Origin of the sequence: Psychromonas arctica (assembly GCF_036697365.1) — a bacterium.
Taxonomy (GTDB): Bacteria; Pseudomonadota; Gammaproteobacteria; order Enterobacterales; family Psychromonadaceae; genus Psychromonas; species Psychromonas arctica_A.
In genome coordinates this window covers 182,026-202,429 of record NZ_JBAHZA010000002.1, presented here as the reverse complement: position 1 = coordinate 202,429, position 20,404 = coordinate 182,026, and the positions used below count along the sequence as shown (strand labels likewise).

The window sequence follows — 20,404 nt, the reverse complement described above, 5'->3', positions numbered from 1 at the left end:
CTGAAATGCGCGTAGCTTTAGGTATTGAATATGATGGTGCTAACTATTACGGTTGGCAAAGACAAAAAGAAGTTAACTCTGTTCAAGAAGAGCTAGAAAAAGCGTTATCCAATATTGCAAATCATCCCGTTACTGTGAATTGTGCAGGCCGAACCGATGCGGGTGTTCATGGTACAGGCCAAGTTGTGCATTTTGATACAGAGTCGGAACGTCAAATCAGTGCCTGGACTTTAGGAGTTAATGCCAAGTTACCTGATGATATTGCTGTTCGTTGGGTTAAAAAAGTAGATGACAGTTTCCATGCTAGATTCAGCGCTACTGCAAGACGTTATCGTTATATCATTTACAATGGTGTTTATCGTCCAGGTATTTTGAGCAAAGGCTTAAGTCACTATCATTGCGACTTAGATGCATCAATCATGCATGAAGCAGGTCAATACTTGGTCGGAGAGCAAGATTTTACTTCTTTCAGAGCATTACATTGTCAAGCCAATAGCCCAGTGCGTACGATTGAGTATCTAAATGTTTCTCGTCATAGTGATTTTATTGTTATTGATATTAAAGCAAATGCATTCCTTCACCATATGGTACGCAATATTGCTGGCAGTCTGATTGAAATAGGTCAACAGAAACAACCTGTAGAATGGCTTCAAACTCTATTGAGTTACAAAGATCGTGCAAAAGCAGCTGCAACTGCGAAACCTGGTGGTTTATATTTAGTAGAAGTTGATTACCCTGAACAATTTGATCTACCTAGACCTGCTTGTGGTCCTTTATTTTTAGATATTTAAAGTGATGAATACAATGACAACACCAACAACCAATAACATTTTTTCTGCCGATACTCTTAATGAATGGTTAGCACATTTAGAACAATTACATCCTAATGCGATTGAATTAGGTCTTCAGCGTATTACTGAAGTAGGTAAGCGACTTAATTTAATACATTTTGATGCGCAAGTTATTACTGTTGCCGGTACCAACGGAAAAGGAACGACCTGTGCTTATTTAGAAAAAATATTATTAGATGCTGGCTACAAAGTGGGGGTGTACAGCTCTCCACATATTCATCGCTATAATGAACGTTTACGCGTAAACGGTTTGGAGCTAGATGACTCAGCTCATTGTGATGCTTTTGCTATCATTGAAAATACACGTGATACAATTTCTTTAAGTTATTTCGAATATGCTACTTTGTCTTGTCTGTATTTATTACAACAAGCAAAATGCGATTATATTCTTTTGGAAGTTGGTTTAGGCGGGCGTTTAGATGCGACTAATATGGTCGAGTCTGATGTTAGTGTAGTCACAACAATAGGTATTGATCATATTGATTGGTTAGGCAGTGATAGAGAAAAAATAGGGTTTGAAAAAGCGGGTGTCTTTAGAGCTAATAAACCAGCAATTTGTGGTGAATTAGATGTTCCTCAATCTATCATTGATCATGCAGACTCAATATCTGCACAGTTGAAGTTAGCATCAAGAGACTTCTCTTTTACAATGCTAGATGAACAACATTGGTCTTGGAATGGACAGAATGTGTTATCTCCTATTAAACAAACCTTAATGCCAATACAAAACGCGTCAACGGCATTAGCGACAATTGAAGCGCTAGGTATTACGATTGCTCCTGAAAAATTAATTACTTCAGTGGAGAACGCTGCATTAGCAGGGCGCTTGCAGGCCATTGAAGGATACGATTGTGATTTTTATATTGATGTTGCACATAATCCACAATCGGCGCAATATCTAGCAACGCAAGTAAAGCGTTTAAAACAGTTTAAGCCATCTTGTAAAGTACATGCCGTTGTCGGTATGTTGTCTGATAAAGATATGACAGCAACATTGTCTGCAATCAATAGCGAAATCGATGAGTATCATTTCATCGATTTAGATTGTTATCGTGGTGCTTCAGCATCACAATTATTAAACGCTTATCAAAGCAGCAAGCATAATAATCATAATGTGACTTGTTATGAAAATGTGCTTAGTGCCGTCGATAAGGTAGTTAAGAATGTCAGTACATCTGATATAGTCATAGTATTCGGTTCATTCCATACTGTTTCCGATATTTTAACCAAATAGCAAGGGTATAACGTGGCATCTCAGTTTAAAAATCGTTTAGTCGGCATTACTATATTAGTTGCATTAGTTGTGATCTTTTTACCTTCATTGATCGACGGCAAAAAAACGACTTACCAGCAAGAATTTGCTGCAACTCCTATTAAACCAGAACTAAAAGAGCACTCTCAAAATTTCTCAGATTCAACTCCGTCACCTAAAGAACAGTTAGTTATTGAAAATGAAGAAGTTGAAGAAGAAACAACTGAACCTGCTGCCTCTGAGTGGAAAGTAGAAGAAGTTGCTTCAGCGGTTGTGGTCGAAGAAAATAAATCAACACCAAAAACTGTTACACCTGCGCCAGTGAAACAAACTCAAGCACCTGTTTTTGAAGATCCAGCTTGGACAATTCAATTAGGTGCTTTCCAAAATAAAGCTAATATAAATAGTTTATTAAAGAAATTAAATAAAGCTGGTTTTCAGGCTCATACCATCCCAAGAGAAGTAATGGATGGTCAATTGACGCGAGTTTTTGTTGGTCCTAATGTGTCTAAACAAAAATTAACCGATATGCTGCCTCGATTAAAAAGCATAACTAGCTTAAACGGAAAAGTTGTCCCTTTTAATCCAATTGCACCTTAGTTTTTAAAGCGTTTCAAAACATTCTCTGATAGAATGCGCGCGTTATAGATTTACATTAATTTAGGGATAAGTATGAATTGGTTTGATTTCACCATTCTTGGTGTTATTGGTTTATCATCTTTAATTAGCTTAATTCGCGGCTTCACCAAAGAAGCTGTCTCGTTAGCCACTTGGTTTGCTGCATTTTTTATTGCCAGTAACTTTTATCCCGAAATGGCACAATTTCTCACCGGTATTGAAGACCTAAAACTTCGAAACAGTGCCGCCATTGCTATTCTTTTTGTTGCAACCTTATTAATAGGTGGCCTTATCAATTACATCATTAATCGCTTAGTAGCAGTAACTGGTTTATCTGGTACAGATAGATTGCTAGGCGTTATTTTTGGTGCAATCCGCGGTATATTAATCGTGAGTGCTTTACTCTTCATCATTGATTACATGACATCATTTGATGAAACGCTATGGTGGAAAGAGGCGCAATTACCGCCTCATTTTGGCATAGTTATAACCTGGTTCTTTGAACATTTAGAAAGCTCATCTAGCTTTCTAAAAAATATACAATCAACAAAGGTTTAATCGTTGATTAGCAAAAATTAGTCACTACATTAAAAGCACATTCGTTTGTGCTTTTTTGTGAACTCTCTTAAAAATAGAAAGGCTTCAATTTATGTGTGGAATAGTAGGTATAGTTGGTTCAACTCCTGTCAATCAAAGTATTTATGATGCATTGACTGTATTACAACACCGCGGCCAAGATGCTGCTGGTATTGTAACGACTTACAACGGCAACTTTAAACAACGCAAAGCTAATGGTTTAGTAAAAGATGTGTTCGAAACAAAACACATGCAGCGTTTAAAAGGAAATAGCGGAATAGGTCATGTTCGTTACCCAACTGCAGGTAGTTCAAGTGCTGCAGAAGCACAACCATTCTACGTAAATTCACCATGGGGTATTTCCTTAGCACATAACGGTAACCTTACCAATGCTAAAGATTTACGTGCTGCTTTAGTGAAGTCTCGCCGTCACATCAATACAACTTCAGATTCTGAATTATTACTTAATACTTTCGCAGCAGAGTTAGGTAAAACTAAAACGGATCATTTATCTCCTGACGATATCTTTGCTGCCATTTCTGAAGTACATAAGCAAATTAGTGGTGCTTATGCAGTAACAGCTTTAATCATCGATCATGGTTTAGTGGCTTTTCGTGACCCAGATGGAATTCGCCCATTAGTGCTAGGTTCTCGTCAAACTGATGAAGGTGATATTGAATATATTGTTGCTTCTGAAAGTGTTGGTCTTGATACTATTGGTTTCCGTTTCTTGCGTGATGTTGAACCGGGTGAAGCTGTTTACATTACTGAAAACCGTAAATTATTTACTCAACAATGTGCAGAAAAAACGTCATTAACGCCTTGTATTTTTGAGTATGTTTATTTTGCTCGTCCTGATTCAACATTGAATGGGATTTCAGTTTATGAAGCTCGTTTAGAAATGGGTCGTAAGTTAGGCGCTAAGATTAAACGCGAGTGGGCAGATGTGGAAATTGATGCTGTTATTCCTATTCCAGAAACGTCTAACGACATAGCTTTAGAAATCTCTGTTGAGCTAGGTTTACCATATCGCCAAGGTTTTGTTAAAAACCGCTATATCGGCCGTACATTTATCATGCCTGGTCAAACTCAACGTCGTAAGTCTGTACGTCGTAAACTGAATCCAATTTCAGCTGAGTTCAAAGGAAAAAATGTATTATTGGTAGATGATTCAATTGTTCGCGGTACTACTTCTGAACAGATCATTGAAATGGTACGTGAAGCGGGTGCTAAAAAAGTATACTTAGCTTCTGCTGCTCCAGAGGTTCGTTACCCTAATGTGTATGGTATTGATATGCCAACGCCTGAAGAGTTAATTGCTCATAACCGTAATGCGGAACAAATTAGTGATTGTATTGGTACCGATAAATTAATTTTCCAAGATATTCAAGATTTAAAAGATGCTGTTGGAAAGCAAAACCCAAGCATTCAAGAGTTTGAATGTTCTGTATTTGATGGTCAATATGTTACTCCTAACATTAATAAAGAGTACTTTGATTATTTAGCAAGTCTACGTAGTGAAGATGCTAAAAAAATACAGACACAAAAAGAAGAGATTGCTAACTTAGAAATGTATAACGAAGCTTAATCTTTGTTGTTAGTTATTTTAAAGCACAGTTTAGGCTGTGCTTTTTTATACCAGTTATTTAAATATTCTCATTTTTTCAATTGATATTGTCTATCGGTAAGTTAATTACCTGCTGCCTTTAAAAATTTACAACGAGAAGGTGGGGTATTTGAACACCTCAAATAGTTAAACTATTTATTGGTATTATTGCAACTAGGATTTTAATACAAAAAAACCAGCCAATTGGCTGGTTTTTATAAACGTTTTAAAAACGTATTAGAATTCCGCTGTGCCAGGTGCACGTGGGAAAGCAATTACGTCACGGATGTTTTGTACACCAGTTACATAAGAAACTAAACGTTCAAAACCTAATCCGAAACCAGCATGCGGTACAGTTCCGTATTTACGCAGGTCACGGTACCAGCTGTAATCTTCTTTATCTAGACCCATCTCTTCGAGACGTTTGTCTAAGGCAGCTAAATCTTCTTCACGTTGACTACCACCAATAATTTCACCGATTCCTGGAGCAAGAACATCCATTGCCGCTACTGTTTTACCATCTTCATTAAGTTTCATGTAGAAAGCTTTAATATCTTTCGGGTAGTTTTGAAGAATAATTGGAGCTCCAACATGTTCTTCAGCTAAGTAACGTTCATGCTCAGATTGTAAATCTACACCCCATTCAACAGGGTATTCAAATGTTTTGTCACATTTTTGTAGAATGTCGATTGCGTCAGTGTAATCCATACGCACAAATTCCGAACTTACCATGTTTTGTAATCGAGTAATCGCTTCTTTATCAACACGCTCTGCAAAGAATGCCATATCATCAGCACGTTCTGTTAATACAGCGTTGAATACGTATTTCAACATGTCTTCTGCAAGTTGCGCTGCGTCAGATAAGTCAGCAAAGGCAATTTCAGGTTCAACCATCCAGAATTCAGCTAAGTGGCGAGTTGTGTTTGAGTTTTCAGCACGGAATGTAGGGCCGAATGTGTAAACATTACTCAATGCACAAGCGTATGTTTCTGCATTTAATTGACCAGATACGGTTAAGAAAGTCTCTTTACCAAAGAAATCTTTTTTGTAATCTATTTTACCTTGCTCATCACGAGGTAAGTTTTCTAAGTCTAAAGTGCTAACCTGGAACATCTCACCGGCACCTTCACAGTCACTACCTGTAATGATAGGAGTACTGATCCAGTTAAAACCACGCTCATAAAAGAAGTTATGAATAGCGTGTGATAAACAGTTACGAACACGAGTGACAGCACCAAACATATTAGTACGTGGGCGTAAGTGAGCATGTTCACGCATATATTCGATACTATGACGCTTAGCAGACATTGGGTAAGTGTCTGGGTCTTGTACAAAACCGTGTACTTCAACTTTCGTTGCTTGAAGTTCAAATTGTTGGCCTTTCCCTGGGCTTTCTACTAGCTCACCTGTTACTGCAACACTACAACCAGCAGATAGGTTCAATACATCTGAAGTGTAATTTTCTAATTCTGCAGGCACAACTGCTTGAATTGGGTCAAAGCAAGAACCGTCATAGATATTTAAAAATGAGATGCCAGCTTTTGAATCACGACGTGTACGGATCCAGCCTTTCACTGTTACTTGGCTGCCTAGTGCAAATTTGCTGTTGAAAATATCAACAATGGGTGTTTTTGACATCTTAAATTGTGCTCCATAATCACAGAGTTAACTGTTTTATACTAAAAATATTAATAGCTGCATATATTACCTTGGATAGATTCAGATACAAGTATCTAACCTTATATTAATAGTACTATTCATAGTCAAATCAGTATATAAATACAGCGAAAAGCATATTTTTTTATTCGTAATGATTATCCCAAGTTTTTTACAGTTAAAAGAGCGACTTAAAAAATATTCATTAACCTCTATTGGGCTTTAATTTATGCGTTTGCAAACGTCATAAATTGCAGTACATAACTGCTTCAATTGTGCTGATGTGATGATATAAGGAGGCATGATATAAATAAGCTTACCAAATGGTCGTATCCAAACTCCGGCTTCAACAAACTGTTTTTGAATTGTAACCATATCCACAGCTTGATGCATTTCAACTACACCGATTGCACCTAGTACTCTGACTTTATTAACAGAAGATAACTGCTCACAAATCGTCAGGTTTTGGCGCAATTGCTTCGAAATGCTATTAACTAATACAGACCATTTACTATTCATTAATAGCGTTAAGTTAGCATTTGCGACTGCACAGGCTAATGGATTACCCATAAAAGTAGGGCCGTGCATAAACACTCCTGCCTTACCTTGGCTAATTGTATTAGCTACTTTCTCAGTTGTTAATGTTGCAGCAAAACTCATATAACCACCGGTTATTGCTTTACCTAAACAGAGAATATCTGGAGTAATTTGAGCATGCTCACAAGCAAATAATTTACCAGTACGCCCAAAACCAGTTGCGATTTCATCAGCAATCAATAACACGTTATATTGATCGCATAACTTGCGAGCAGCTTTTAGATAATTAGGATGGTAAAAATGCATTCCGCCTGCACCTTGTACAATGGGCTCTAAAATCAATGCAGCAATTTTATTATGCTTATCTTCTAATAAGTTAGTCAGTTCAAGCATTTCACTATCATCCCATTCTTGATCAAAGGCGATAGTGGGTTGCTTAGTAAAGTAATTTTTAGCAACAAAGTCTTGATATAGTTCATGCATCGAGCCATCAGGATCGGTAACACTCATCGCGGCAAAAGTATCTCCGTGATAACCTTTTTTTAATGCAACAAATTTGGTTTTTGCATGCCCTAATGACTGCCAGTATTGTAAAGCCATCTTCATTGCAACTTCTACAGCGACACTTCCCGAGTCACTAAAAAACACCTTATCTAAACCCTCTGGTGTTATTTCTACGAGTTTTTTCGCCAGGTTTGTCGCTGGTTGGTGGGTTAGACCACCAAACATAATGTGTGACATTTTGTGTAATTGTTCAGTGGCTGCTTGATTAAGCTCTGGAACATTATAACCAAATAAGCAAGCCCACCAAGATGACATGCCATCAACTAATTGTTCACCAGATTGTAATGAAATTAGGCAACCATCAGCACTATCCACTGGATAACAAGGAATGGGATTTGTCATTGAAGTATAAGGATGCCAGATGTGATCTTTGTCAAATTCGACATCAACGGATACTGTGTTTAAAACATTATTGGTCATTATTTATCCAAATGTAAAGTTAATTAGTTGTTTTAAGTTGACAGTGTAACTTTCAATATTAAACTATCAAAATATTTTTTAATTCAGGTCGACACAATATGTTATCTCATAATCAAATCCGTCAAGATTGGACTGTTCAAGAAGTTAATGATTTATTTGCCTTACCATTCATGGATTTAATGTTCAAAGCGCAAACAGTACATCGTGCAAACTTTGCTAACAACCAAGTTCAAGTAAGTACATTATTATCGATAAAAACTGGAGCTTGTCCTGAAGATTGTAAATACTGCCCACAAAGCGCACGTTACGATACAGGGTTAGAAAAAGAGACCCTAATGGAAGTTGAAAAAGTAATTAAAGCAGCGAAAGAAGCTAAAGCAACAGGTTCAACTCGCTTTTGTATGGGCGCAGCTTGGAAAAATCCAAAGCAACGTGATATGCCATATCTAGTAGAAATGATAAAAGAAGTAAAATCATTGGGACTAGAGTCATGTATGACATTAGGCACTTTAGATAACAGCCAAGCTGAACAATTATCTAGTGCAGGTTTAGACTATTACAACCATAATCTAGATACTTCACCAGAATATTACGGTGAAATAATTACTACAAGAACCTATCAAGAACGCTTAGATACATTAGATAACGTTCGTAATTCAGGTATGAAAGTCTGCAGTGGTGGCATTGTCGGATTAGGTGAACAAGGTAAAGATAGATCAGGTTTACTGGTGCAACTTGCTAACATGCCTGTACAACCAGAAAGCGTGCCGATTAATAAACTGGTTAAAGTAAAGGGGACGCCTTTAGATAACGTCGATGATTTAGATGATTTTGAATTTATAAAAACCATTGCTATCGCTCGCATATTGATGCCTAAATCTCATGTCCGTTTATCTGCGGGTCGTGAAGATATGTCCGAACAAACTCAAGCTTTGTGTTTTATGGCCGGTGCAAATTCTATTTTTTATGGCTGTAAGTTATTAACGACTGCAAACCCTGACGAGAATTCAGATATGCGTTTGTTTAACAAATTAGGGATTAATAAAGAAGAAATTAATTTATCACCTTTTGAAACAGAGAAAACTGTTGATGCAGCGATTATTCGTCATGCTGAACAAGATGAACTTTTCTATGATGCAACCAGTAAGTTATAAAAATGAGTTTTTCATTTATAGCTGAACAACTCAAGCAACAAAAAGCACAACATTTACACAGAAGATCTGTACAGGTAACTGGCAAACAAGGGCGGTTTATTGAAGTCGATGGCAATTCTTTTGTTAATTTTTCCAGTAATGATTATTTAGGATTAGCCTCTGAGCCTGCGTTAATAAATGCCTGGAAAAGGGGGGGCGACTTGTTTGGTATTGGCAGTGGTGGTTCATACCTTGTAACCGGTTACAATCAGGTACATCATGATGTTACTGAACAACTTAAAAGTTGGTTAAACGTAGATGCAATCGCCTTGTTCAATTCAGGTTATTCTGCCAATCAGGCGATTATTAAGCTGCTACTACGTAAAGACGATTTATTAGTACAAGATAAATTAAATCACGCTTCTTTAATGGAAGCTGGTATTTATAGCCAAGCTAAAATGCAACGCTTTAAACATAATGATATGGCTCATTTAGGAAATATATTAAAGCAACATATTCAAACAGATAATAAATTAATTATTTCGGAAGGCGTATTCAGCATGGATGGGGATATAGCCCCAATGACTGAACTGTGCTCGTTAGCAAAGCAAAACAATGCATGGTTAATGATTGATGACGCACACGGCATTGGTGTTTTAGGAGAAAATGGGCAAGGTAGTGTTGCACAAGCAAATCAATCTCAACAAGACATTGATATTTATATGGCAACCTTCGGTAAAGCCTTAGGTGTTGGTGGGGCACTAATTGCTGGTTCAACAGAATTAATTGATTATATTAATAACTTTTCTAAACCCTATGTCTATAGCACTGGTTTACCTCCTGCAATGGTGTATTGCATCGGTGAAGCTGCGAAGCTTGCTGAGCAACAGCAATGGCGAAGAGACCATTTAGCTGGATTGATTAATTATTTTAAACATTTATCAGGACAATATGACATCCCATTGATGCCTTCTAATAGTGCAATTCAACCAATATTAATGGGCAGCAGTAAACAAGCGTTAGATATTAGTGTTTGGTTAAAAAAACAGGGCATTTGGACTACTGCAATTCGTCCACCAACGGTCCCTAACAATACTGCTAGATTGCGTGTGACATTAACCACTAATCACCATAAATCAGATATTCTTCTCCTAGTGACAAAATTAAAGCAGGCCATTGATGCAAATAGTCATTGATAAAGAAGCTGTCAAAGCTTCGTTTTCTAAAGCAGCACATCAATATGATGCTTTCGCAGATTTGCAAAGAGAAATAGGCAATCACTTAATATCACTGATTAATTTCAATAAAACCTATTCTAAGGTGCTTGATTTAGGTTGTGGAACAGGTTACTTCTCACGTTTATTAACTGATTTAACTGAACTATCCAGTTTAACCTGCTTCGATTTATCACCAAGCATGCTGGAGCAAGCAAATGATAAGTTAAGCTCCCGTAAACACGTTAATTCATACCAATTAATACAGGGTGATATTGATCATTTACCTTTTATAAGGCAACAATTTGATCTCATTTTTTCTAGTTTAGTATTACAGTGGAGTGAGGATTTAGCGTGCTGCTTAAAGCAAATTAAAAAAGCGTTATATGAACAGGGTAAGCTATGTTTTTCAACGTTATTAAGCGGATCTTTGTTTGAATTAGAACAAGCTTGGTCAAATGTAGATAATGAGAAACACATCAATCAATTTTTAACTCAACAGCAAGTGTTTGATGCACTAAAAATGGCGGGGTTTAACCAGATTGAGCTTACTACAGAAACGAGAATTAAACGTTTTCCGAGTTTATTAACAGTGATGAAAGCACTAAAAGGAATCGGTGCTAATCATGTTCATGGCAGTAAGCATAATAGTTTAACAGGAAGGCAATTGCTCAAAAAATTAGATCAAGGTTACCAAACATTTGTAGATAACAATGGGTTGTATTGCCTTAGTTATCAAGTTTGTTACGTCGTTGCACAATAAATTCATAAAATTAAATGGGCATTGTTAAAAATGAAATCAGCAAACAAGGTGTTACTTAACCAATCAACTTATTTTATAGCTGGAACCGATACGGATGTTGGAAAAACAGTATGTACTCGCGCATTATTACAAGCGGCTAAGCAACAAAATAAAACCACTATTGGTTACAAGCCAATTTCAGCTGGTTGTGAATTAACTGAGCTAGGTTTGCGTAATCAGGATGCTTTAATTTTACAAGCAAATAGCTCCGTTAACTTACCTTATAATGATGTCAATCCAATTGCTTTCCAACAACCAGTTGCACCGCATATTGCAGCTATTGAAAATGGAACTTTTATCGATATCAATATCGTTAATAATGGATTACAACACTTGCAAAATATGAATGTTGATTTGGTTTTTGTTGAAGGGGCAGGTGGATGGCATTTACCGATTGATAATCAGTTTTTACTATCTGATTGGGTTATTGAAAAGCAATTACCGGTGATTTTAATTGTCGGGCTCAAGTTAGGTTGTTTAAACCATGCATTACTAACCGCCAAAGCAATTGAACAAAGTGGGTTAGTTATAGCAGGTTGGATTGCGAATCATTTACAGCCGGATATGCCCTATGTTGTCGATAACATTGAAACATTAAAAACTATGATTAATGCACCTATGTTAGCTGAGATTCCATTCATTAAAGGCATTAATACCACTAATTTAGCTGAGTTTGTTGATGTGAGCTTTATCTAAGCGATATTTACCACAATATTTTATGCTTGTTTTATACTGGTTAACCATTTTTTCCAAGGTAAAGGCATCATAGGCAGTACAATTAATAAAATACCAAGTGCTGTTAATATATCGGGAATTTCATTAAACCAAATGATCCCAAACACTGTAACAAAGGCTAAACCAGAATATTCAGCTAAAGCAATATGACTAACATCTGCTTTTTTATAGGCAATGACTACTAATGCGTGGTAACCCAATACAAATATATTAATCGCCACAATCCATAATATATTAACCATTGAGATCGTTTGCCAGTTAAATAACGATAATAATAACGCTAAAGGCAGAGTCATTATTGTTGTCCAAAATAAAGTCGAAATTAAATGCTGGCCAGTAGGGATTCTTCGTATAAACACATTACAAAAAGCTAAAGTTAGTGCGCTGCCTAGTGCGATAATTGCAGCCCAATGAAATTGCTCAGGCCTTAACACAATTAACACTCCAATAAACCCAATACCAGTTGCGATGTATTTACTAATGGGTGGTGTTTCTTTAAGAATTAAAATGGACATTGGCAGCATCATTAATGGAGCTACATAAAACATTGCATTTGCTGTTGCTAATGTTAAGTGCGTAATAGCAACCATTGCACAGGCACTTCCTCCCACAATAAATTGTGCTCGCCAAAAGGTAATTTGATCAAAGCCATCTTTATATTTTTGCTTAGGTAATCTCAGCCATAACGGTGCAATGAACAATAAACTAATCACCTGACGTATAAAAACATACTGAAACGTTGGAACTTCACCATTAAGTACTTTTAGAGATACATCTGACAAGGAGGCTAGTAGATTAGCTAAAATTAATAATAAAATAGCTTGGGTGACTGACTTTTGTTGCATGAATGATACGTCAATAGCTGGATAAAAAGGTGAGGCATTATACTGAATTACTTTTTTACAACTAGCTTTATTTGTATGACTTATACTAATTTAGCGACTTAACTCCTTATAAATAAGCAGTTGCGTGACTGCATTGTCTTTAATTGGTCACGCACTTAGCTTTTTGAAGATCCACTTTTATAGTGGAGTTAGCAACAGGCTTGTTTTAATAAAGTAGGCTGTAGAGTTTACGACGGTACTCAGAGACAAGTGCCTTATCATCAGTAGTTTCTAGAATATCCAACATGATTTTTTTGGCTTCACCATTGTCGTAACCTAGATCTTTTGAAAGCACAGTGTGTAAAAGGTTGAGGGCTTCCTTATAACGCTTAACTAGCTGATACTGTAGGGCTAATTGGTATTGTACTGATTGTACATCTTGCGTATTGGCTAAAGCATTTTCTAATGCAGTTATTTCTGGTGTTTGAGCTGATTGTTCAGTCGCAGTTAATTCCGCTATTAAACTATGGTAAAGCATATCTTGATCGGCTTCAGGAATACTATCTAGGATTGGTTTAGCATTTTCAAATTCACCCAGTGCTAAATACACTTGTGCTAGTGCTAACTTAATTTGATTGTCTTGTTCATTTAATTTTTGTGCTTGAAGTAACGTTTCTTTTGCTTCAACTAGCTCACCTTTAGCGAATAACGTTTGTGCATCAGTTAATAATGCTAAAGCAGGATCAGGGAGGTGTTTTTTAATTAAGTCATTAAGAAACTCTGGTGTCTGTTCACCTGCAAACCCATCCACACCTTGTCCATTTACAAACATGTATGCAGTAGGGACGCTCTTAATTTCAAAGTGTTGAGTAATTTGATGTTCGGTATCACAATTTACTCTGGCAAGTGTAAACCCATTACCGTAATCATGTTGTAACTGAGTAAGTACTGGAAGTAATGTTTTACAAATATTGCATTGGCTAGACCAAAAAACGACAAGCACAGGTTTATTTTTTGAACCGTCTGCAACCACAGTTTGAAAGTCTTGAGCAGTGATGTCGAAAATGTCTGCTTGCATATTTACCTCATTGTTTAAAAAATTCATAATAATACGTGAAGATTGAAACTCATCAAGCTTTAAGATGTCTCTATTCAACACTGAAGAATAATTCATAACAAACTGTTCATTTTGCGTTTTTTATCACGCAACACAGCAAAGGTTAATAAATCAGCAATTACGGTTAGTATTTCAAAAAACTAATAAATATTTGAGTTGAGCGTGAATCTGTTTGTTTTTCTTCTTGTTTTTAAAGGCTTGCAAAAGTAACATTACACGCTCAATAAAAGGAGCATTTACATGTTAACAGGTAGTATTGTAGCACTCGTGACACCGATGGATCAGACTGGCGAAATTGATTATATTGCATTAAAAGAGCTCGTAGAGTTTCATATTAAATCAAAGACGGCAGCCATTGTAGCAGTAGGTACGTCTGGAGAGTCAGCAACGTTCAGTGTTGATGACCATGTTAAAGTAGTTGAGCGAACGATTGCTTATGCTGCTGGTCGTATTCCTGTTATCGCTGGTAATGGCGCTAATTCAACATCAGAAGCGATTGCGTTAAGTAAACTATTCATTAACAGTGGAATTGTTGCTGGTTTAAATGTAACTCCTTATTACAATAAACCAACGCAAGAAGGTTTATACCAACATTATAAAGCAATTGCAGAATCATGTGAGTTACCGCAAATTCTGTACAATGTACCAGGTCGAACCGCTGTTGATATGTTACCTGAAACGGTTGCTCGTCTTGCAAAACTGACAAACATTATTGGTATTAAAGAAGCGACAGGTGACCTACAACGATTAGCTGATATTAAAGCTGTTGTTCCAGAGGATTTCTTACTTTACAGTGGTGACGATGCAACCGGTTGTGAGTTTATGCTACAAGGTGGTCATGGGGTTATCTCTGTATCGACTAATGTAGCGCCTGCAGAAATGACACAAATGTGTGATTATGCACTTGCCGGTGAAAATGAAAAAGCACTTGCAATAAATGCACAATTAATGCCAATTCATACTCACTTATATCATGAAGCGAATCCAATTCCAGTAAAATGGGCTTGTGCGGAGCTAGGCTTGATTCCTACTCCTACATTACGCTTACCATTGACTACATTATCAGAACAGTTCCAACCAATTGTTCGTAATGCCTTAATTGAAGCAAAATTACTTTCATGAATAGACAAAAAGCATTAACACAAATCGCAGGAGTTGTTATTTTAACAACTGTTGTTACAGGCTGTGCTCGCTTTGAAACAAGAACACAGGCGAGCGGTGAGTTTGACTACCAAGATGTTGAATTAATAGATAAATATGATCATGGGGACATCCCACAAATTGAACAAAGGTCTGTATTTGATATCAACTCGTTAACTAAAGACCAAGACCAATTTGGTCTGTTAGGAAAAGATGTTGATGTACGTCCTCCAGCTCAATTAATGCCGGTGTTAGATGGTGTTATTTTAGATTCAAGTAAATCGAAAACTAAAGTATGGTTCAATACATTTAAAGCTGATAGTGACCACCGTGAAAAAGTGGAAGAGCTAGTGTTACAATTTTTAGCTTATAAAAATGCAACGCCTAATATCAAATCGGAATCACCACTTCAAATTGATACTGGTTTAATCGTTACTGAGCGTTCTTACGGTAGTTTGACTAAAAGTGTCGCGCACGAAGAAGGGCAATATCAATTAGAAATTGAGACTGCACCAGATAATCACAGTGTGTCTCTAATGGTTGATGTGCAAAGTTTTCAAGAGAAAAATGATGATTATGAAGTACAGAACACGCTAGAGGGCCGAGCTAAACGCAGCGTTGAAATTCGATTCATCAATGAGATGTTACAATTTGCCAATATTAAGCAACAGTTAGAAGCGAAACAATTTGAAGATAATCGTCCATTACCAATTAAATTAGGTTTTGACGATAATCATCAAACGGCTTGGATTGTTGACGCAGAGTTTCTGGAATCTTGGGCTAAACTACCTTCATTATTAAATTTAATGAGCTTTAAATTAGTTGATAGTGACAAAAACCTTGGTTATTTCTTAGGTCGTTTTGTTGAACAAGATGCAGAATATTGGCAAGAAAATAACCTTAACCCAATTACCTTAGAAGAGGGTGAATACTTTATTCAACTTGGCGAGTTAGTTGGAGGAGACACTTCAATTACTTGGTTAGATGAAGATAAGAAGCCATTGACTAATCAACAGGTTACTGAATTATACCTTAGCATTACTGATAATGTACGTAGTGTAATTTTAGATAAAGACAGTCAAACAAAACCACTATAGTCAATTCGTTAAAACTAGCTTAATGAATATCTATCTGAAAAACCTAAGTTGTATTACTTAGGTTTTTTTTTGCTATCAATTTCTATTTGTTCTTTATCTTGTTTCTCTTTAATTGCTTTCAGTACATGGTCCGGTACTTTCATTTTTGCACTTTGTTTCAGCAATAAAATATTACTGAGAATAATACCCAGTACTAATACAATAATAAATATAACCCAACCGATAGACATAATAGCTCCCTAGAAAACTGAAGATATAAAAAAGCAGGAACTAAGTCCTGCTGAAATATCTTTAACATGTATTTAATACCAATCACACTAATTAACTGCTCTATTTTACTTGTTAAAACAACTTATTTCTTCGTTGCAATTTTCGCAAACAGATCAACTATTAAAGAATTAACATCTTACCGTTAATTCTCCGATAGACTATTAACGAAGTTAATCGACGAAAGGCTTAAATTATGCCTTGAACTCAGTCATTTTTCCTGCGTAGAATTTAGATCACTTATTTAATATAATTAGTATAATATTAATCTATTAAATTGTACTGTGCGCGAAGAATATCGATTATCTCTTGTTTGGGATTGTCTGATAACACAATTGGCTTGCCAATAATTTTTTCAGCAATACCTGTATATGTTTTAGATATTTGCATTAATACTTCTTCAGGCAATGCATTATTCTTGGCTAGTGCTGCACGTTCTTCCATACGATCTTTATTTAATAAAATATCTGGATCAGGGAAATGCTTTAATAATAATTGACGAAAATCTTCTTTGGAGTTTTCAACAATATTACCTTCACGATAAGCAGGACCATCCCATATACGTGATGAATCAGGTGTTCCAACTTCATCCATATAAATCAGTTTTTCATTCCCAGCTTTATCTGTAACATAACCGAATTCAAATTTAGTATCTACGAAAATTTGGTCAAGCTTAGCTAGTTCAGCGCTGATTAAATCAAAACCTTCTTTTAATAGTTTTTCATAGTCATCAATATGTGCTTTTGCAGTAAAGTTAAACGCAGCAAAATTGTCTTCTATATTCTTACGGGTAACATTAACATCATCAACTTCTTGAACGCCAGGAATGCCTTTAAGGATCCCTTTAGAAGAAGGGGTGATCAGTAGTTCTGGTAATTTCACGTTATTTTGTAAATTATCAGGAATAGTGATACCACAAAATTCTCTGTCGCCATTTGAGTATGCTCGCCACATTGAACCTGTAATGTATTGTCGAGCAATAGCTTCAATCATAACAGGACGAGCTTTCTGTACGATCCAAATAAATGGATGTGGGATATCTAAAATGTGGCTATCTGCTAAGCCTTGCTCTTTAAACAGTTTGAACCAATGGTTTGAAATCGCATTTAAAGCTGCACCTTTACCAGGAACGCCATTCATGCCTCCTTCACCGTGCCAAATGCAATCAAACGCTGAAATACGGTCACTGATAACCATGATTGCTAACGGGGCATCCGCAGCAACATCGTAACCCTTTTCTTCAATCAAACGTTTGCTATCTTCGGCTGTTAACCAATAAACTGAACGCACTTTACCACTGTGGACTGGCTGATCTGTACGAATTGGTAAGTCGTTGTTTACAGCTAATACTTTATCGGCAAGACTCATAAATATTTCCTATAAAAAGTCAAAGTGAGCAGAAATTTCTGCAAGAAATGATAAGGCGCGAATAATAACAGATTCATCGTCAGTATTCATGCCAAAAAGCCGCCATATCAGTATAATAACGCTTTTCTATATTATTCTATGTGGGTCAAAATGAACAAGGGAGTGGCTTAATGAGTAAAGGTTTTACTTGCAAACAATTCCATATTAATACAGAACAGTGTGGAATGCCTGTGAGTACAGATGGAATATTACTTGGTGCGTGGGCTAATATTTTACAATCCGACAGTATTTTAGATATTGGTTGTGGAGCTGGATTATTAAGTATTATGTGTGCTCAACGTAACGCTTATGCATCTATAATAGGTCTTGATATTGAGCAAAATGCATTTAAAGCTGCCATTGAAAACGTTAATCAAACACCTTGGAATAAACGTATAACGATTAAACATCAATCTTTACAATCATTTGTTGAAGGTCACCTCAATACTAAACCTAGCATCAACTCCGAGATTTCATCGATTATTTGTAATCCGCCTTACTTTAATAGTGGCGAACATTCGCTAAATACACAGCGTGCATTAGCACGGCATACTTCCAGTTTATCCCATTACAATTTACTAAACGATTGTCATCAAGTCTTAAAATTAGGAGGAACAGCTAGTTTTATTTTGCCGACGAAGGAGGGATTAGCCATGATAGATTTATTAGATGAGGTGAACGACAAATTTGAAACGTTTTTAAGTTTGTCTAAGCTAACCATGGTTCATACCAAGCAAAATAAACCAGCCACTCGCTTATTAATAGAGCTCACTAAACATAAATCTAACCTTTTGATTAACGTTACAAAAAGTAGCTTAATTATTCATGAAGGCGGTAACTACAGTACTGATTTTGTTGAATTAACTAAGGCATTTTATTTAAAAATGTAAGTTAGAAAGGGCCGCAAATTGCCTAAATTATATTAAGAGCTATGTCAAAAGCTATATCAAGAGCTATATCAACATTGCTCAATAATTAAAAAACTGTCGGTGCTCTGGTCCAGCGCTAAAGCTGCTTATCTTATTAACATGCTTAACTGATTTCCAATGTGCGACTTGTTGGCCTTGATTGACATGTGGAAAGGTATTTTTATCAGATACTTTAATGTTTAAAAAATCACATAACAATTGGTAACTTGACGGTTGGCCAATATCAATAGATAGAAAATCAGAACGACCAGAAAAATACGCTAACACAGCTTGTTGGTGTCGCAGATAACAATCTGTAAGATGCGTTTCAGTGAGAAGTTGTGAGTGAGTTAATTCGAAGGTTTGCTCAAATGAGCGTTTTAACACCGGGCTAAAACTGCCATTTTTTAAACCAAGCTCGGGAAGCATTCTAGTCAACAGACGTTGCATAGAGGGTAACCAAACATTTAAGTTTCTTGTCAAATATATGAAACGTGCATCAGGAAATAGTTTATCTAACTGTTGGTAGTCAGAAAAACACGGGCAATCAGTAACCACTTCCGCTAAATTAAAGGCTTGTTTTGTGAAAGCGGTATGAGCCACTTTATAACCCAAATTCAAGAACGCAACACTAATACTCGTTGTACCCGTTCGGGGTAAGCCAATAATAAATATTTTACTCAATGTTTTACTCGTTCTTAATAGGTGAATTATCGCTCAGTATAACGACTTATCTTCAAAGTATAACAGTTACATTGTTTAATAGTTCGATATCAAAAAATAGAATATAAAAAAGGGCTCTACTTATAGTGAGTACATCACCCATATAAGTAGGTAATCTATTAATATTAAGAACTAATTAGCTTAGGTTTACGCATTAAACATTAAACATTAAGAATTGAATGCATAGAGTCAATGAGCTGGGTTGCCATCTGATCATATGACTCAGACATAATACCCTCTGAGAAATGACCTTGGTCATTATCAAAGTATTGGCCATTGTGTGCGCGCATTGCAGGAGATAAAGCAATTTTGGTAATAATATCTGCACCAATACTTAAGTCACTTCCTGCAATTCCAAACCCTTCTTTTACCATTTTACTTGCTAATAGAGACCCTGGGTTAACTGAAATACAGACTGGATTACCTTCGGTTTTTCTATATGTATCACTCCATAAACGTATTGCTAATTTACTCTGAGAATACGCTTGCATAGGGTCTAAATTAGTTTTGCCTAGTAATGCATCAATATTTACTGGCGATTGTGCAGCTGAAGATAAGTTAACAATTCGCCCATTGGTACCTAAGATTGATGAAAGAGCTTCACTTAAATAAAAAGGGGCAATGGTATTTACGACAAATCTAACATCTAAGCCCTGTGCATTTTTAGTTTCATTGGTTTTGAAAACACCGGCATTGTTAATTAACACATCAATATGACTGTATTTCTGTAAAATATTCTGAGCCAGTGTTTTTACCTCACTGAGGATTGATAAGTCAGCTAGAAAAGTATCTACCGATGCATCATTCGATATTGCTAATAACTGTTGCTTAACTGATGTTAATTTTTCACTATTACGACCATGAATAATTAAATGGTGGCCCAAATTAATTAGGTTTTTAGCTGTTTCTAGGCCAATACCATCTGTTGCACCGGTAATTAAAATTGTTTTTTTCATG

20 protein-coding genes are annotated in these 20,404 nt (G+C 36.2%); 12 read left to right on the top strand and 8 right to left on the bottom strand.

Annotation, left to right across the window (positions count from 1 at the left end; translation table 11 throughout):
* The first annotated feature begins 5 nt into the window (after positions 1 to 5).
* The 5 genes from truA (at position 6) to purF (ending at position 4,885) form a co-directional block, all read left to right on the top strand.
* On the top strand, positions 6 to 791 hold the full coding sequence (truA, locus tag V5290_RS02985) for a tRNA pseudouridine(38-40) synthase TruA (protein WP_333381735.1): 786 nt from the start codon (positions 6 to 8) through the stop codon (positions 789 to 791).
* 13 nt (positions 792 to 804) lie between these two features.
* A complete protein-coding gene (folC, locus tag V5290_RS02980) occupies positions 805 to 2,085 on the top strand; it encodes a bifunctional tetrahydrofolate synthase/dihydrofolate synthase (protein WP_333381733.1) in 1,281 nt (426 codons plus the stop codon).
* Between the two features lie 12 nt (positions 2,086 to 2,097).
* A complete protein-coding gene (locus tag V5290_RS02975; protein ID WP_333381730.1) occupies positions 2,098 to 2,703 on the top strand; it encodes an SPOR domain-containing protein in 606 nt (201 codons plus the stop codon).
* Between the two features lie 72 nt (positions 2,704 to 2,775).
* Complete coding sequence (locus V5290_RS02970; protein WP_333381727.1) at positions 2,776 to 3,279, top strand: CvpA family protein; 504 nt, start codon at positions 2,776 to 2,778, stop codon at positions 3,277 to 3,279.
* A gap of 91 nt (positions 3,280 to 3,370) precedes the next feature.
* A complete protein-coding gene (gene purF / locus V5290_RS02965; RefSeq protein ID WP_333381725.1) occupies positions 3,371 to 4,885 on the top strand; it encodes an amidophosphoribosyltransferase in 1,515 nt (504 codons plus the stop codon).
* A 255-nt stretch (positions 4,886 to 5,140) separates the two neighbouring features.
* Here purF and asnS read toward each other — a convergent pair whose 3' ends face one another.
* Together asnS and bioA are read right to left on the bottom strand one after the other, a co-directional pair.
* Positions 5,141 to 6,541, bottom strand: coding sequence for an asparagine--tRNA ligase (asnS, locus tag V5290_RS02960; protein WP_333381722.1), 1,401 nt, complete (start codon positions 6,539 to 6,541; stop codon positions 5,141 to 5,143).
* A gap of 240 nt (positions 6,542 to 6,781) precedes the next feature.
* Positions 6,782 to 8,080, bottom strand: a complete 1,299-nt coding sequence (gene bioA, locus V5290_RS02955) for an adenosylmethionine--8-amino-7-oxononanoate transaminase (RefSeq protein ID WP_333381719.1) — start codon at positions 8,078 to 8,080, stop codon at positions 6,782 to 6,784.
* A gap of 98 nt (positions 8,081 to 8,178) precedes the next feature.
* On the opposite strand from bioA, the gene bioB reads away from it, so the two are divergent.
* From bioB to bioD, 4 genes are read left to right on the top strand one after another with little or no spacing between them, the layout of a single operon-like run.
* Positions 8,179 to 9,234 (top strand): biotin synthase BioB, encoded by a 1,056-nt coding sequence (bioB, locus tag V5290_RS02950; RefSeq protein ID WP_333381716.1) that lies wholly within the window; start codon positions 8,179 to 8,181, stop codon positions 9,232 to 9,234.
* A 2-nt stretch (positions 9,235 to 9,236) separates the two neighbouring features.
* Positions 9,237 to 10,409, top strand: coding sequence for an 8-amino-7-oxononanoate synthase (gene bioF, locus V5290_RS02945; protein ID WP_333381713.1), 1,173 nt, complete (start codon positions 9,237 to 9,239; stop codon positions 10,407 to 10,409).
* On the top strand, positions 10,393 to 11,190 hold the full coding sequence (bioC, locus tag V5290_RS02940) for a malonyl-ACP O-methyltransferase BioC (RefSeq protein WP_333381711.1): 798 nt from the start codon (positions 10,393 to 10,395) through the stop codon (positions 11,188 to 11,190). The genes bioF and bioC overlap by 17 nt, the downstream gene beginning before the upstream one ends.
* Positions 11,191 to 11,220: 30 nt before the next feature.
* Positions 11,221 to 11,925 carry a dethiobiotin synthase gene (gene bioD, locus V5290_RS02935; protein WP_333381707.1) on the top strand — a complete coding sequence of 235 codons (705 nt, stop codon included), beginning with the start codon at positions 11,221 to 11,223 and terminating at the stop codon, positions 11,923 to 11,925.
* A gap of 20 nt (positions 11,926 to 11,945) precedes the next feature.
* Here bioD and V5290_RS02930 read toward each other — a convergent pair whose 3' ends face one another.
* Both V5290_RS02930 and V5290_RS02925 read right to left on the bottom strand, forming a co-directional pair.
* Positions 11,946 to 12,809 (bottom strand): DMT family transporter, encoded by an 864-nt coding sequence (locus V5290_RS02930; protein WP_333381704.1) that lies wholly within the window; start codon positions 12,807 to 12,809, stop codon positions 11,946 to 11,948.
* A gap of 205 nt (positions 12,810 to 13,014) precedes the next feature.
* A complete protein-coding gene (locus V5290_RS02925; protein ID WP_333381702.1) occupies positions 13,015 to 13,866 on the bottom strand; it encodes a tetratricopeptide repeat protein in 852 nt (283 codons plus the stop codon).
* A 279-nt stretch (positions 13,867 to 14,145) separates the two neighbouring features.
* Here V5290_RS02925 and dapA point away from each other — a divergent pair, with 279 nt between their 5' ends.
* Both dapA and bamC read left to right on the top strand, forming a co-directional pair.
* Positions 14,146 to 15,027, top strand: coding sequence for a 4-hydroxy-tetrahydrodipicolinate synthase (gene dapA / locus V5290_RS02920; protein ID WP_333381699.1), 882 nt, complete (start codon positions 14,146 to 14,148; stop codon positions 15,025 to 15,027).
* Positions 15,024 to 16,142 carry an outer membrane protein assembly factor BamC gene (gene bamC, locus V5290_RS02915; RefSeq protein ID WP_333381697.1) on the top strand — a complete coding sequence of 373 codons (1,119 nt, stop codon included), beginning with the start codon at positions 15,024 to 15,026 and terminating at the stop codon, positions 16,140 to 16,142. The genes dapA and bamC overlap by 4 nt, the downstream gene beginning before the upstream one ends.
* A gap of 53 nt (positions 16,143 to 16,195) precedes the next feature.
* Here bamC and V5290_RS02910 read toward each other — a convergent pair whose 3' ends face one another.
* Positions 16,196 to 16,372 carry a DUF2897 family protein gene (locus V5290_RS02910; protein WP_333381694.1) on the bottom strand — a complete coding sequence of 59 codons (177 nt, stop codon included), beginning with the start codon at positions 16,370 to 16,372 and terminating at the stop codon, positions 16,196 to 16,198.
* 301 nt (positions 16,373 to 16,673) lie between these two features.
* On the bottom strand, positions 16,674 to 17,777 hold the full coding sequence (locus V5290_RS02905) for a phosphoribosylaminoimidazolesuccinocarboxamide synthase (RefSeq protein WP_333381691.1): 1,104 nt from the start codon (positions 17,775 to 17,777) through the stop codon (positions 16,674 to 16,676).
* 170 nt (positions 17,778 to 17,947) lie between these two features.
* On the opposite strand from V5290_RS02905, the gene V5290_RS02900 reads away from it, so the two are divergent.
* Positions 17,948 to 18,706: a tRNA1(Val) (adenine(37)-N6)-methyltransferase gene (locus V5290_RS02900; RefSeq protein ID WP_333381688.1), complete on the top strand. Its 759-nt coding sequence runs from the start codon at positions 17,948 to 17,950 to the stop codon at positions 18,704 to 18,706.
* A 78-nt stretch (positions 18,707 to 18,784) separates the two neighbouring features.
* Here the strand turns inward: V5290_RS02900 and V5290_RS02895 are convergent, their stop codons facing one another.
* Together V5290_RS02895 and V5290_RS02890 are read right to left on the bottom strand one after the other, a co-directional pair.
* Positions 18,785 to 19,408 (bottom strand): sulfotransferase family protein, encoded by a 624-nt coding sequence (locus V5290_RS02895; protein ID WP_333381685.1) that lies wholly within the window; start codon positions 19,406 to 19,408, stop codon positions 18,785 to 18,787.
* A 200-nt stretch (positions 19,409 to 19,608) separates the two neighbouring features.
* Positions 19,609 to 20,403, bottom strand: a complete 795-nt coding sequence (locus tag V5290_RS02890) for an SDR family NAD(P)-dependent oxidoreductase (protein ID WP_333381682.1) — start codon at positions 20,401 to 20,403, stop codon at positions 19,609 to 19,611.
* Between the last annotated feature and the right edge of the window lies 1 nt (position 20,404).